12 protein-coding genes, 1 tRNA gene and 1 pseudogene are annotated in these 14,752 nt (G+C 60.3%); 3 read left to right on the top strand and 11 right to left on the bottom strand.

What is annotated here, in order from left to right; genetic code table 11:
• Positions 1-79 precede the first annotated feature (79 nt).
• From Q362_RS0111910 to Q362_RS0111895, 5 genes are all read right to left on the bottom strand, one after another.
• Positions 80-1,510 (bottom strand): DUF4139 domain-containing protein, encoded by a 1,431-nt coding sequence (locus tag Q362_RS0111910; RefSeq protein WP_028318876.1) that lies wholly within the window; start codon positions 1,508-1,510, stop codon positions 80-82.
• A 65-nt stretch (positions 1,511-1,575) separates the two neighbouring features.
• Positions 1,576-1,956 carry a PilZ domain-containing protein gene (locus Q362_RS0111905; protein WP_028318875.1) on the bottom strand — a complete coding sequence of 127 codons (381 nt, stop codon included), beginning with the start codon at positions 1,954-1,956 and terminating at the stop codon, positions 1,576-1,578.
• A gap of 20 nt (positions 1,957-1,976) precedes the next feature.
• Complete coding sequence (locus tag Q362_RS23625) at positions 1,977-2,303, bottom strand: hypothetical protein (RefSeq protein ID WP_157470071.1); 327 nt, start codon at positions 2,301-2,303, stop codon at positions 1,977-1,979.
• 66 nt (positions 2,304-2,369) lie between these two features.
• Complete coding sequence (gene polA, locus Q362_RS0111900) at positions 2,370-5,054, bottom strand: DNA polymerase I (protein WP_028318874.1); 2,685 nt, start codon at positions 5,052-5,054, stop codon at positions 2,370-2,372.
• Positions 5,055-5,280: 226 nt separating this feature from the next.
• Positions 5,281-5,823 carry a cold shock domain-containing protein gene (locus Q362_RS0111895; protein WP_028318873.1) on the bottom strand — a complete coding sequence of 181 codons (543 nt, stop codon included), beginning with the start codon at positions 5,821-5,823 and terminating at the stop codon, positions 5,281-5,283.
• A gap of 282 nt (positions 5,824-6,105) precedes the next feature.
• Between Q362_RS0111895 and hemH the strand changes: the two genes are divergently transcribed.
• On the top strand, positions 6,106-7,071 hold the full coding sequence (hemH, locus tag Q362_RS0111890; protein ID WP_028318872.1) for a ferrochelatase: 966 nt from the start codon (positions 6,106-6,108) through the stop codon (positions 7,069-7,071).
• A gap of 9 nt (positions 7,072-7,080) precedes the next feature.
• On the opposite strand, the gene rodA is transcribed toward hemH, so the two are convergent.
• From rodA to Q362_RS0111865, 5 genes are all read right to left on the bottom strand, one after another.
• A complete protein-coding gene (gene rodA, locus Q362_RS0111885; protein ID WP_245590216.1) occupies positions 7,081-8,181 on the bottom strand; it encodes a rod shape-determining protein RodA in 1,101 nt (366 codons plus the stop codon).
• 26 nt (positions 8,182-8,207) lie between these two features.
• A complete protein-coding gene (gene mrdA / locus Q362_RS20400) occupies positions 8,208-10,313 on the bottom strand; it encodes a penicillin-binding protein 2 (RefSeq protein ID WP_245590215.1) in 2,106 nt (701 codons plus the stop codon).
• Between the two features lie 29 nt (positions 10,314-10,342).
• A complete protein-coding gene (locus tag Q362_RS0111875; RefSeq protein ID WP_028318870.1) occupies positions 10,343-10,882 on the bottom strand; it encodes a hypothetical protein in 540 nt (179 codons plus the stop codon).
• A gap of 89 nt (positions 10,883-10,971) precedes the next feature.
• Positions 10,972-11,856, bottom strand: coding sequence for a rod shape-determining protein MreC (mreC, locus tag Q362_RS20395; RefSeq protein ID WP_084312642.1), 885 nt, complete (start codon positions 11,854-11,856; stop codon positions 10,972-10,974).
• 82 nt (positions 11,857-11,938) lie between these two features.
• Positions 11,939-12,976 carry a rod shape-determining protein gene (locus Q362_RS0111865; protein WP_028318869.1) on the bottom strand — a complete coding sequence of 346 codons (1,038 nt, stop codon included), beginning with the start codon at positions 12,974-12,976 and terminating at the stop codon, positions 11,939-11,941.
• Positions 12,977-13,204: 228 nt separating this feature from the next.
• Here Q362_RS0111865 and Q362_RS0111860 point away from each other — a divergent pair.
• Positions 13,205-13,280, top strand: a tRNA-Ala gene (locus tag Q362_RS0111860).
• Between the two features lie 168 nt (positions 13,281-13,448).
• Positions 13,449-14,441: pseudogene (locus Q362_RS20390) on the top strand (tyrosine-type recombinase/integrase); the annotation flags it as partial.
• On the opposite strand, the gene Q362_RS24990 reads toward Q362_RS20390, so the two are convergent.
• A complete protein-coding gene (locus Q362_RS24990; protein ID WP_157470080.1) occupies positions 14,406-14,696 on the bottom strand; it encodes a transposase in 291 nt (96 codons plus the stop codon). The pseudogene Q362_RS20390 and the gene Q362_RS24990 sit on opposite strands and share 36 nt — an antisense overlap.
• Between the last annotated feature and the right edge of the window lie 56 nt (positions 14,697-14,752).

The following is a 14,752-nucleotide window of genomic DNA, read 5'->3' as shown; positions in this document are numbered from 1 at the left end:
GCTTTTCACTCAAAAAAAAACGGATCGCGCCCATCGGCACGATCCGTTTCCACCCGACGGAAACCTCCCGGTCACCCCGTCAGTTTCGGACCCTGACCCGGTACGTCAGCGTGGCGGTTTCCATGGGCGGGACGGTGACCATCCAGGAGGCCAGGTTGGCCGCCTCCTTGACATGCCGGCCCGATTCGCTCAGAATCTGCCAGTCTCCGGGAATCGGTTCCTGCACCTTGACCGTGACCGCCTCTTTCTTCGCATTTTTCACGCGGATGGCATACTCGCTCTCGCAAAGGGAGCCGGCCGGTTCCCCCTCCTCCCTCTTAAGCTGCTTGAAGTCCGTCTGCACCTTGTCGGCGGTGATATCGAAGGCGTCGCCCAGGCGGAGCCGGACCAGTTCCTTCTCCGGAGTGTGGTCGATGGCATCCTCGCCGACAAACTGGAGGAAACCGCCGCTGTCCTTCTTGTACACCCGCACCACGCCGCCAGGCAGGGGTTGCCCCAGCCCCCCCTCCTTCTCGTTCTTCAGCTCGACAAAGACGCCGACGTTCATCTTGCGCCCGATTTCTCCGGCCCGGGCACTGAAATAATATTCCTGTCCCCTGAGCAGATATTCCTTCCGGCAGGCCACGCCGCCGGCCTGGAGCAGGGCCACCTGCTTCTTCTGATTTTCACCGATGGTGGTCGGGCGCTCAAGGGAATAGAGATGGTACTCGAACATCGGCTCTTCGGCCATGGCCTTGGCTGCCGGAGCCATGGCCAATGTGGCCTCCAACCGGGTCGCCCGCGGCTCCGGCGACCGCTGCACCACGTTGACGTCGCCGGCGACCAGTTGCAGTCGTGCCTGGGGATAGCGGGCGCCGCTCTCGTTGGTCAGGGTCACCCAGCCGCTCAGATCGAGGCGATCGTCGGCGGCGTTGAGTTCCGCCACGTAATCGGCCCGCCAGGAAAGTCCCGCCGTCAAATAGGTCAGTTCCACTTCGCGGGGCCCCTCGGCACCGCTGTCCACCAGCATGGTCAGAGTCGGGCGGTCGCGCAGGGTATCGGGCACGTCGGGATAGACCAGCCGGCCGCTCACCTCGGTCTCGATCCGGTTGCCCACCTGGAGCACCACACCATCGCCGGCGCTGAGTACCCTGGCCTGGACGGACAGATCCTCCCCGGTGGCGGGATGGCGCCTGCTCATGGTCACCTCGCGGCCCACATATTTCCGGAGCAGCGACTGGGGCGTGAGGAGGTCGTATTCGAAGTTCTGTTCCAGCACCGCCAGGTCACGGCCCTGCATCACGGCCGTCTCCGGCCTGATCTGGGCGCTCACCTCGCGGAAGGCCAGGGTACGCACGCCCTTGGGCAGGTCGATGGTCCGGCGGTCCTTCACTAGGGCCAGATTCTTCGTGTAGATGGTGACGCTCACCGCCTGTTGTTCCCGACCACCGACGGCGATTTCCTCGCCCGCCAGGAGAGGGCCAACGCTCCCCAGCAACACCACGACCAGCAGCAGCACTGTTTTTTGCATTCCACGCTCCGCAACCGACGAGGACGGCCCGGCCGGTGCGTCCTCGTCCGAAAAAAGAAAGAAATTTAATGGGTAGCCACGGTGTTGACGGCAATGAATCGCTCAATCTGGGCTACCTGATCGCGATTCAGGGGGCCGAATTTGATGCTGAACCGCTTGATCCTGAGGCGGCTGAAGATCGACGTCGGGACGGTCTGCACTTCACCGACCATGGAAAAGGGAAGGTCGGGAAGATAAAAGTGGGGATCGGCAATGAAGATGTCGAGATGGGTGGGGAGGACCGGTTCTTTCTCAAAAACGGCACATTGAACGGCAAGACCGCCTGCACTGATATCGACGAGGGTGCCGGTGTGTTCGCCGAAAAAGGCGAAGGTTTCCTCCTTCACCCGGTATCGTTTGTGGCGCCGGCGTTCAGCGCCGGTCGCGACTGCAGGGGGCAATTCCATAAAGAGCGTACTCCATCGTGTCACTTCATCGCCCTGCCGGCATTGAAATTCCGGCAATATTCCCGCACCAATTGCCACCGTTGGGACACGCTCAACCGAAAATATACCGGGCTGAGCATCAGGATTCGAATGGCTTCACGTGGATGCATCGGCACTCCTCCAGGTTTTTTCTTGCCCGGTGCGAAGCAAAAAACGAACCTGTTCATGCAACGACGACAAATCGGAATGTTAGAACATACAATGCCGATCAGGGCGGTTTCATCCCGCCAGCCGACCTCACACGATTCCGCCATGGCGGAAAACTGGGAATTTGCTTCCGTTTTTCTGAAAAAATGCCGCTTATCCAACGAGCTGCGGCACACATTCCCGCCGCGTTTGTATACCGTAAGATTACCGAAAAAGGAAAAGAAAAATTACTCTCCCTTCTCCAAACTGTGCCCGTGGCCGAGATGCACCACCAGGGGAACACGGAGTGCCAGGGCCGACTCCATGGCGTTTCGCACCAGTACCGACACCTCTTCGAGTTCGTCTTCGGGTACCTCCAGGACCAGTTCATCGTGAATTTGCAGCAACAGACGGCTCCGGAACCGGCACCGCGCCAATTCCCGGTGCACCCGCAGCATCGCCAGTTTGATGATGTCGGCCGCGGTTCCCTGAATGGGGGTGTTGATGGCGGCCCGTTCGGCGAATTCGCGCTGGACGCGGTTGCTGCTGTTGATGTCGGGCAGGTAGCGCCGCCGCCCGAGCAGAGTGGTCACATATCCGTCCTGCCGCGCCTGCCCAACAATCGTCCCCATAAATTCCTTGATTCCGGAAAAATGGGCGAAATAGCGGTCGATAAAGGTCTGGGCCTCCTTGCGGCTGACGCGCAGTTGGCTGGCCAGACCGAAACTGGACATACCGTAGACAATGCCGAAGTTGATGGTTTTCGCCACCCGCCGCATGTCCGAGGTCACCAGTTCCGGGGCCACGAAAAAAATCTCCGCCGCCGTCCGTCGATGGATATCCTGGCCCGCCCGGAAAGCGGCCATCAACTCGCGGTCTTCGGAGTAGTGCGCCAGGACGCGGAGATCGATCTGCGAGTAATCGGCGGCCAGAAGGGTACGGCCGGTATCGGCGATGAACGCCGAGCGGATGCGCCGGCCCTCCTCGGTCCGGATGGGGATGTTCTGCAGATTGGGATTGCTCGAACTCAACCGGCCGGTGGCGGTGCCGCACTGGTTGAAGGAGGTGTGCACCCGGCCGGTCCGCGGATTCCGGAGGCTCGCCAATTTGTCGACATAGGTCGATTTCAGCTTGGCCAGGTTGCGGTACTGGAGGATCAGCGCCGGCAGGGCATGGGTCAGGCTCAGGTTTTCCAGCACCTTGACATCGGTGGACCAGCCGGTCTTGGTTTTCCGGCCCTTCGGCAGGTGCAGCCTGTCGAAGAGCACCTCGCCCAGTTGCTTGGGCGAATTGATGTTGAAGGCCATCCCGGCCGCGGCATAGATCCCCTGTTCGTCCTCCTCCAATCGCCGCCCGAACTCGTCGGCAAGAGCGGCCAGCTGGTCACCGTCGACCCGGATGCCGGCCTCTTCCATGGCAGCCAGCACCGGGATCAACGGACCTTCCATCTCCTGCATCAGGGAAAGCAGGTTGGCCTGCGCCAGGAGCGGTTGCTGGCGCAGGTAGAGCTGCATGGCGCCGTACACATCCTCGCAGCTGTAATTTTTGGCCGCCTCCAGGCCGACCCGACTGAAGGCATCCTCGGCCTTGTCGCCGCCGGTGACCTCGGCGAAGCTGGTCATTCGGATATCGATCTCCCGGCAGAGGTCGTCGAGTTTGTACGAATGCCTGTCCGGATCGAGCAGCCAGGCACCGATCATGGTGTCGTACAGCGGGCCGGACAAGTGGACGGCACCATTGTGGGGCGCGGCCAGGACGGCCAGATCGAACTTGAGATTGTGCCCGATGGTGACGCCGTCGCGCCCTTCGAGAAGGGTCAGCAGAAAAGCTGTCAACTGCTCCGGAGCCAACTGGCCGGCCACCGGGCTGTCCGTCTCGTCGCGGTGGCCGCAGGGCAGATACCAGGCATCCCCCTCCTCGACGGCAAGCGAGACGCCCACCAGCCGGGCGCGCAGCGGGTCCAGGGAATCGGTCTCGGTATCCACCGCCAGCAGCTCGGCCGTCGCCAACCGCGAACTGAGCGCGGTCAACGCCTCTGCGTCCCGTACGAGACGGAAGCGGCTCGTCTCGACCCTGGCCGCCTGGACGGCATCCTTGAGCAGGGAATGAAACTCCAGTTCGGTCAGCAGGCCGCGGAGTGCCTCCCCATCGGGTTCGACCATCCGGTAGCGGTCAATCGCCTCGGGTACCTCGGCGGCGGCATTGAGTCGCACCAAGTCGCGGGACAGGAAGGCCTCGGTGCGGTGCGTCCGGATCTGCTGGACGCTCTTGGACGGTTTCAGGGCGTCGAGTCCCTTGTACAGCCCTTCCAGGTCGCCGTATTCGCTGATCAGTTTCTGCGCCGTCTTCGGCCCGATGCCGGGCACGCCGGGAATATTGTCCGAGCTGTCGCCGGTCAGGGCGAAATAGTCGAGCAAGCGGGTGGGCGGCAGGCCGTACTTCGCCAGCACCGCCGCCTCGTCCATCACCCGATCGTTCATCGGGTCCCACAGGCTGATATCCGGTGAGACCAACTGAAGCAGGTCCTTGTCGCCGGACACGATCACCACCTTGTACCCCTGGCGAACCATGGCGGTGGCGGCCGAGGCAATGAGGTCGTCGGCTTCCTGGTCATCATGTTCCAGCAGAAGAATGCGATGGGCCAGGACCAGTTGGCGGATGTAGGGAATCTGCCGGGCCAGGTCCTCCGGCATGGGCGGGCGGTTGGCCTTGTAGCGGTCATACAGCCGGTGGCGGAATACCGGCCCCCTGGTATCGAACGCCACCGCCAGGTACTGCGGATTGCGTTCCTTGAGCAACCGTCGCAGGATGGTGGCAAAGCCGAAGACCGCATGGGTGGGCAGGCCGCCGGAGGTGGACAGCGGCTTGATGGCGTGATAGGCCCGGTAAATATAGGCACTGCCATCGATCAGGTACAGCTCGGGTGGACTCATGGACGCTCCTGGACAAGGACGGGAACCGGCGCCGCGCCGCAGGAGAGAGCCGGGCAGGGCGCGTTTGCTCTGTTGTACACAGCAACGGCACCGGAACCAACCCTTTTTTCTCGCCCGTTGCGATGACGGTCGGCACAGCAGCGGCCATAAAAAAACCCGCCATGCGGCGGGGTTCGTCGCCACCCGGAATGTCGGGCATCCCGGGCGGCTTGATGCGGGATACCGTTCAGGCGTGCCCCACCCTGACCCAGGTGGCCTGCAAGCCCTTATCGCCTTCCTCCATGGCGAACAGGACCTCGTCTCCCTCGGCGAGATCGCTCATGACCACGTCCTTCAAACTGCTGGCATGAAAAAAGACATCGAGTTTGTCGTCGGTGGCGATGAACCCATAGGATTCGTCGGGCACGATCTTGCGGATGATCCCGGAGGTCTTGCCGTCGAGCACCGCGCCCTGCGCTTTCACCGACTTATGATCCTGCCGTTTCTTGACAATCTCTTTCAGTTGCGCGCCAAGGACGTCGAAGGACTCGACCAGAAGCGGCCGGACGCTCTCGCCCCACCGCTTGACCGCGACCGTGTCGTTGGGCACGGTCGCCACCAGCCGTACCTCGTAGCCGCCTTCCCTGTATCCCGGAGTGGCCTCGATGCTTACACGGAGATGCAGCACCAGATTGGCGTAATGACGGATCAATTTGATCCGTTCCTCGTCGATCTTTTCCTGCCAGCTCTTGCGTATGTCAAGATTTTTGGCCTCGATTTTCAGTTCCATAAACATCCTCCACGGAGAAAGACGTCAGCGACCCCATGCCGCTGCCTGACGGTCGTGCCGCAGCATCCCATGCCCAGAAGATACGGGCGTTCTTCTTCAGTTTTTCCTGTTTGCCCTGTAAGAAGGCCGTGGTAAGGAGTGTGCGAAGCGCACGAGAAGTGATTGATTTTGGGAGAATACAGCTTGACCATGCCTTCATTATAGCCATTGGCTGGCGGGTAAATCAAGGGGCCGGGGTACATTTTCTTGACGGCCGACCGCTCGAACCGTTAGAGTGGCGTCATGAAGACTAACAGCAAAATCGGCATCTTACTCCTGAATCTCGGCGGTCCCGAACGGCTTGAGGATGTGCGCCCTTTCCTCTACAACCTGTTTTCCGACCGCCAGATCATCCGCCTCGGCCCGGCCTTTCTGCAAAAGCCCATCGCCCGGCTCATCGCCCGGCGCCGCGCGCCCACAAGCATGGCCAACTACGCCCGCATCGGCGGGGGCTCGCCCATCCGCAGAAAAACCGAGGAGCAGGCCCGTGCCCTGGAACGGCTCCTGCGCCCGGACGGCGCCTTTGTGGTGCGCCCCTGCATGCGCTACTGGCACCCTTTGGCCGAAGAGGCGCTACGGGACATGGTGCGGGAACAGGTGCAGACCATGGTCGCCCTGCCCCTGTATCCCCACTATTCGATCGCCACCACCGGCTCCTCGATGAGCGACCTCCGCCGCACCGCGCCCCGGCTGGGCATCGCCATCCCCATCCGCGAAATCCATTCCTGGCCGGCCGAGCCCTCCTATGTCGCCTGCCTGGCCGACCGGATCAGGGAAGGGGTCCGCTCTTTTCACGGCGAACCGGTGCAGGTGGTGTACAGCGCCCACAGTCTGCCGGTGCAATTCATCCGGGAGGGCGACCCGTATGTCGAGCATCTGCACCAGACGATCCGCGCCATCGAAGCCCTGACCGCCATTGCGGGCACGCTCTGCTACCAGAGCCGTAGCGGGCCGGTGGAATGGCTGGGGCCGCCGCTGCCCGAGGTGATCACATCGCTTGCCCGCGAAGGATGCCGCAACCTGCTGGTGGTGCCGATTTCCTTTGTCTCCGATCACGTCGAGACTCTGTTTGAAATCGATATCCAGTACCGGGAGGTGGCGACAGGATTGGGGATGCGTTTTGCCTCGACTCCGGGGTTGAACGCCGATCCCCGGTTCATCGCCGGCCTGCGCGATCTGGTGCTGACCGAGCTTGGCGCCGGCGGCTGACGGACGCAATCAGGAAGAAGCCGGTGACGGCGGGAAGCTCCGCATCCGCACGCTCATGATGAGGCCTATGGCGGCCATGTTGGTCAACAGCGAGGAACCGCCGTAGCTGAATATCGGCAAGGGAACGCCGACGACCGGCAAAAATCCCATGATCATGCACAGATTGATCACCGCCTGCCAGAAAATCAGCATCGTGCAGCCGAACGCCAGGATGGAGCCGCATTTGTCCTTGGCCGACAGGGCGACGTTGATCCCCCAGACAATCATGAAGAAATAACAGCTCAGGAAAAACACCGAACCGGCAAACCCCCATTCCTCCGCCCACACCGCAAAGGCGAAGTCGGTGTGTCGCTCCGGCAGGAACTGGAGATGGCCCTGGGTGCCCTCCAGGAAGCCCTTGCCGAAAATGTTGCCGCTGCCGACGGCTATCTTGGATTGCATGATCTGGTAGCCGTGGTTCATGATATCGGCCTCGGGATTGAGGAAGGTCTCGATCCGTTTGCGCTGATACTCTTTCAGCAGGAATTTCCAGCCGACGAACGTGCATCCCAGGGCCGTGGTGCTGAGAATGGCCAGCGTGCTCCACCGCAGCCGCACGTACAGGGTCAGGGACACGAAGATGATGGCGCAGATCAGGGCGGTTCCCAGATCGGGCTGCTTGGCGATCAGCACGAAGGGACAAAGAATGAGAATGCCCGGTTTGATCAGGTCGCGCAGGCGGTAGCCGTTCGGGACGTCGAGATTGGCATAGCAGGATGCCAGGACGAGGATCAGGGCCAGTTTGGTCGGCTCCGAAGGTTGCAGATTGAAAAAACCGAGATCGATCCACCGCTGCGAGCCGGCAATGGGATTGACGAACAACAGGGTATACACCAGCAGCACCAGGATGATCCCGTAGAGCACATATCCCATCTTGGCAATCTTCTGATACTCCTGGGTGAGCACCACCAGGACGATCACCAAGCCGGTGCCGAAAAAAAGCAGTTGCTTGTAAAAGATCGAGGACGCGCCCCTGTCCGGGATATGGGTCGAACTGTAGAGATTGATCAGCGCCATCGCCCCCACCAGGAGGACCATCAGCAGCATGACCCAGTCGAAATGTTGCAGCAAGCGCCGGTCGAAATGAAACATAACGTTTAATGGGGCAGTTCGTTGAGTTGCGGGGTTGCATCCATCTCCCGTCCGCCTTCTTCGGGATCATCCAGGGGTGGCGGGTCGGTATTTTCAATCATTTCCTGATGCAGGATGACCCGGCCGGCGGGGCGGCTTGCCGGCGTCGTCTTGGCTTCGGCCTGTCCCGCAAATTTCTTCTCGAAGTATCTGTTGAGGATTTTGGCGGCGATGGGCGCGGATGCCGTGCCGCCGTGCAGGCCGTGTTCAACGAGGACGGTGACCACGATCTCCGGATTCGCCGCCGGGGCAAAACAGGTGAACCAGGCGTGGTCCCGGTATTCATACGGGATGTCCTCTTCCTTGAGATGCATGTACTGCGCCAGGCGCACCACCTGGGCGGTTCCGGTCTTGCCGCCGACGATGATGCCGTGCTGTTCGTCGATCTGCGCCTCCCGCCCGGTTCCCCGGCGGCTGTTGACCGCCTCGACCATGCCCTCCCGGACCAGTTTCAGGTTCCGGCCCTGGCCGGGTATCCGGGAGATGACCTCCGGTTGAAACACGTTGACCTCCCCGCCGTCCGCGTCGATCACCTTTTCGACCACGGCCGGTTTGTAGAGCGTGCCGCCGTTGGCGATGACCGCGGTCATCTGGGCCACCTGCAACGGAGTGGTCAGATCGTAGCCCTGGCCGATGGCGATCGACAGGGTCTCGCCCTCGTGCCATTTCACGTTGTACCGTTTTTTCTTCCATTCCGAGCTGGGCACGATACCGGACTTCTCGTGCTCCATCTCGACGCCGGTCCTCTCGCCGAGGCCGAACATCCTGGCATACCGGGCCAGCCGGTCCACCCCCAGTTTCAGGCCGACCGTGTAAAAGTACACGTCACAGGATTCGGCCAGGGCCCGTTTGAGGGTGACGGTTCCGTGTCCGCCCCTTTTCCAGCAACGGTAGGTGCGGTTGCCGAACCGCATCGAACCGGGGCAGAACACGGGCGTGTCCGGGGTGACGACCCCTTCCGCCAGGCCGGCAAAGGCGGTGACCGGTTTGTAGGTCGAGCCGGGGGGATATTGGCCCTGCACCACCTTGTTGATCAGTGGATGGAGCGGATTGTCGAGCATCGCCTGCCAGGCCTTCTGGGAAATGCCGCCGACAAACTCGTCCAGGTGCAACTGGGGCGCGCTGGCCACCGCCAGCAACCGGCCGGTGTTGGCTTCCATCGCCACCACTGCGCCCGCCCAGTTCTTCGCGGCCATTTCCTCCTCCGCGATCTTCTGCAGATCGACGTCGATCGTCAGGTACAGATCCCTGCCCGGCTTGGGCTCGATGTCCTTGAGGTTCTGCTGTTCGAATCCCAGGGCATTGACCTCCATGTTGTTGCTCCCCTTCTCGCCGCGCAGATCCTCCTCGCGCAGCCGCTCGAGCCCCATCTTGCCGATCAGGTCGCCGCCCCTGTAGATGGCCTTGTCCGCCTTATCCAGTTCGGTCTTGTTGATCTCCCCCATGTAGCCGATCAGGTGCGAGGCCAGGTTGCCGTAATGGTAGATGCGCAGGGGCACCACCTCGATCTTGATTTCCGGCAGATACATCCGGTTGTTCTCGATCCGGGCCACCGTCTCCCAATCGATGTCTTCGGCCAGCCGGACCGGGATATGCCCCGGCGTGCCCGCCATCTTGCGGATCTTTTCCAGCAAGGTGGCCGAATCCTGCTTGAGCAGCCGGGTCAGCCGCTTGAGCCATTCGTCATTGATCTTGTTGCTCTCCCGAATCCAGACGACATTGAATGAGGGCCGGTTGGTGACGATCTCCCGCCCCTTGCTGTCATAGATGTTCCCCCGGGGAGCGGCGATGTCGATGGAACGGACCCTGTTGGAATCCGCCAACTGATTGTAGTATTCGCCCTGTTCGACCTGGAGGAACCAGAGACGAGCGACGATGATCGCAAAAAACGCGATGATCACGACAAAGGAATAGAGCGCCTTCTTCCGGTAGCCGCTCAGATCGCTCTCGTCCCGCTTGGGCAACCGGGTGACGCCGGTGTCCTTGGCCCGTTCGGCATTGAACAGCGGTTCACCTTTCTTCCGGTTCAGTCTCCTGAGATTCTTCATGCTGTCGCCAAACGGATTCGCCACATTCCACCTGCACGGTTCGCCAACGGCACTCAGGTCCGCCTGCGCCGGTTATCGCTGCGCAGTCGCAATCTGCTCCAGGACAGAAAACTGCGCTGGGAATACTTCTGCATCACATCGAAAAGAAGAAACAGGGGATAGGAACACAGCGCCACCAGCAGCATCCGCATCAACATCTTCCACCACGACCAAGCGGCCTGCTGACCGGGCTGCAGGAGTTCGAGGAGAAGGTACACCGCCCAGGATACCGCCAGAAAACTGAGGCTGATCAGGGGTAAATGATACAGGATTTCGTTGCCCGGGAGCTTGACGGCAAGTTGCCGCAGAAAAAAATAGCCGCCGAAACAGAGGAGTGCATAGGTGCCCAGAATGGTACCGGAAAGGACGTCGAGCACGCAGACCAGGGGTAACAGAACGATCAGGCCGCGCAGCATGTCGAGGCGCAGGGCCAGATACGCCACGAGCACGTAATAAAAATCGGGCGCCATGAATGAAACCGGGGTGCGCATGCACAGGGTCGTTTGCAGGATCACCAGCAACAGGCCGACGACAATGAAATGCAGGACAACCATCGTTTGCTTTCCGTTTACACCTTCGCGTCAGTGCACCCATGCCGCGGCCCGACCGTTGCCGGAGAAAGTCTCCAAGCGGGCCGGCCCGGTCAATGCTGTTCCATCTGTTTGATTTCGCCGAACTGCGGCTGCTGGAGAATCAACAGGTTTTCCAGTTTCTGATAGTCCACCGAAGGGGTCACCTCGATCTCATGGAACATTCCCCTCGGCTTCCTGATGATTTTCGAAACCACGCCCACTTGCAAGCCGGTGGGGAAGATGCCTCCGTATCCGGCGGTGACCACATGGTCCCCCTCCTCGACTTCCGCTGTTTTGAGAATATATTCGAGACGATAGGTCAGGGTGCCGTCGCCCTTGAGAATGCCGCGGACCCTCGATTTCTGCAACAGTACGTCAATGGCGCTCGACGGGGCGATCGCCAGCAACACCTTGGCGTAATTCGGGGTGACCGCGAACACCTGGCCGACAACGCCATCGCTGTTGACCACGGGGTTGCCCTTGCTGAGGCCGCTGTTCGAGCCGCGGTCGATGATCACCGAACGAAACATGGCGGAAGGATCCTTGCCGACGATGGTCGCGGCGACCACCTGCTGTTGGTCCAGGGAATTCTTGAATTCCAGAAGCTTGCGCAGGCTGGCATTGGTGGCCATGGCCTCGCGGCTTTTATTGAGGATATTCTCGTTTTCCTGCAACTGCTGGATCAGCCGCTTGTTCTCCTCGCGGAGCCGGAGGCTGTCCTGAAGAATATCGATGTATTCGCTCTTGAAGGTCTCCACATAGGTGCTGCCCATGGTCACCGCCCTCTGCAACGGCCCGACCGCCTCGAGCATCAGCTTGTGCAGCGGGCCGAAATTCTGACTGCCCAGGGTGGAAACCAGGAAGATCAGTGCCAGGGTCATCAACAGACCGGCAAGGAGAACGATCCGGAAGAGGCGGTAGCGGTCGCCTCGTTTTCTAGTGGGCTTTTTTCTCATCGGAGAGGAATGGCGGCGAAGACCGGCGCGGCGGCGAGAGAGCGGGCGGGGAACAAAGATTCCCGGTCGACTGCCTCCACAGCTACTCGATGGCGATTTCCCTGAGAATTTCGATATTATCGAGCGCCTGCCCCGAGCCGAGAACCACGGAGGACAACGGATCGTCGGCCACGATGATCGGCATGCCGGTTTCGAGCTTCAGGCGTTTGTCGAGATTTTTCAGTAGCGCGCCGCCGCCGGTGAGGACGATACCCTGATCGACGATGTCGGCCGACAGCTCGGGCGGCGTCTGTTCCAGGGCCACGCGCACGGCATCGACAATCACGTCGACCTGCTCGGCGATGGCAGCCTGAATCTCCTTGGAAGTGATGGTCAGGGTCTTGGGCACGCCGGCCACCAGGTCGCGCCCCTTGATTTCCATCGTCTCGTAGGGCTCCTCGGGCAGGACGTTGCCGATGGTGGTCTTGATCTCCTCGGCCGTCCGCTCGCCGATGGCCAGGTTGTGCTTTCTCTTGATGTACTGGAGGATGGCGTCGTCCATCTTGTCGCCCGCCACCCGGACCGACTTGGCGTAGACGATTCCGGCCAGCGAGATGACCGCCACCTCGGTGGTGCCGCCGCCGATGTCGACAATCATGTTGGCGGTCGGCTCGGTGATGGGCAAGTCGGCGCCGATGGCGGCAGCCATCGGTTCCTCGATCAGGTAGACCTCGCGGGCGCCGGCGGATTCGGCGGTATCGCGCACGGCCCGTTTCTCCACCTGGGTGATCCCCGAGGGCACGGAGATGATGATCCGGGGATGGACCAGGGTGCGGCGGTTGTGCACCTTGTTGATGAAATAGCGGAGCATGGCCTCGGTGACTTCAAAATCGGCAATGACGCCGTCTTTCATGGGCCGAATGGCCACGATGTTGCCAGGGGTGCGGCCCAGCATTTCCTTGGCCTCCTTGCCCACGGCCAACACCCGGCTGCCGCGCCCGTCCTTGCGGACCGCGACCACCGAAGGCTCGCGGAGCACGATCCCCTTGCCTTTGACATACAGCACCGTATTAGCAGTTCCGAGATCAATCGCCAGATCGTTGGACAACCAGCCAAAAAGAAAATTGAACGGAGAGAACATCCGATATCACCTGTAAAGTCTAAATGTTATCTGCGCGCGCATGGTGTGCGGAAGGACGGGGTTATTCGATTTGTTGACGTATTGCATAACCGCCGCAGCGAGAAATCTCTCCACATTACCAACAGAGGCGTCAGTTGGCAATCGATATGGCGCACCGCCAAAAAAGAATTGAGAAAAACTTGACAGCCTCCGGCAAACCATGGTAAGTGCCACCCTGACATGCACGGGGGGGCTATAGCTCAGCTGGGAGAGCGCTTGAATGGCATTCAAGAGGTCAGCGGTTCGATCCCGCTTAGCTCCACCATCCAGTAGTATAACGGTGTCTAACACCGTCTATCAAACCCGCTTTCTTCCAAGGAAAGCGGGTTTTTCATTGTCTAATACCGTCTAACGAGATACGGTAAAATCTAACAAGTTTAGGGGTATTTTTAGGGGTGCGTGACGATATCCCCAACCTTGATACCCCCAAAACATGGAGATTCCCGTAATGCCTCGGAAAATAACTCCATTGACGGATATTAGGGTCAAATCAATCAAACCCCAGACCACCAACATCAAACTTTTCGATGGCGGCGGCCTTTTCCTCCTTGTCACCCCTTCCGGCGGCAAACTTTGGCGACTGAAATATCGTTTTGGGGGTACCGAGAAGCTGCTTACCTTGGGCACATACCCCCAAACCAGCCTTTTGGAAGCTCGCGGGAGGCGGACAGAGGCCCGTACGCTTCTCGATAGGGGCATCGACCCCGGAGCAGTCAGAAAGGCACAGAAAGCAGCGGCCACCGAAGAGTCGGAAACATTTGAGGTCATCGCCAGGGAATGGCACGATAAATTTTCCCCGACCTGGGCACCGAGTCACGCCGACAAGATCATTCGCCGGTTCGAACTATACATCTTCCCCTGGCTTGGCAATAAGCCAATCCGTTCCATCACCGCACCGGAATTACTTTCCTGTCTTCGCCGGCTTGAAGAGAAAGGCATCCTCGACACGGCCGACCGAGACCCCACGCCGGACTTGCGCGGCGCACTTCCCGTTATCCAGAAACAGCATTACGCGGCGATTACCGATCCAGCCGAAGCAGGCGCACTCTTGCGAGCCATCGACGGCTACAGGGGCGGATTCGTGACTCTGTGTGCCCTGAAACTGGCCCCACTCTTTTTTCTTCGCCCTGGCGAGCTGCGACAGGCCAAATGGTCCGAATTCGATCTGAATAAAGCGGAATGGAACGTCCCTATTGAACGGCTCAAGCTCCGTACAACCGAAAAGATCAGGCGCAAGGGTGAATTTCACATGGTCCCCCTGGCGACACAGGCCGTTTCTATTCTTCGGACCCTTTACGCCTTGACCGGATCGGGCCCCTACGTGTTCCCCTCGATGCGAACCGATACCCGGCCAATGAGCAACAACACCGTCAACGCTGCCCTGCGGCGCCTAGGGTATGACACCAAAGCAGAAATGACCGGCCACGGATTCAGGATCTTTACTGGTTCCCTCAACGGCATGCAGGATGCGACCGGAGAGGAGGTCGACAAAGATGGTCATGTAGGTATGCCGTTTGCGCAGACTGAATTCGTCGATGCCAAGATACCGGACTGCACTCAGATCGATGGCCCGGTATTTCGCGGCAAGCCAGTTTTTATGAATCTCCTTGACCAGATCCCAACTGACGTGGAGATGTTCGGCCACCGCCTGGATGGTGCCGAATCGCAGCAATTCAAGCACAGTGGTGGCAAATGACCTGGTGTAACGGGTGTTGCCTTGGGCAAACGGCAAGCGGG

This window comes from Desulfobulbus elongatus DSM 2908 (genome assembly GCF_000621145.1).
In the GTDB taxonomy this organism is placed as follows: Bacteria; Desulfobacterota; Desulfobulbia; order Desulfobulbales; family Desulfobulbaceae; genus Desulfobulbus; species Desulfobulbus elongatus.
The sequence above is the reverse complement of the archived record's forward strand: the minus strand, read 5'-3'. Positions and strand labels throughout refer to the sequence as shown.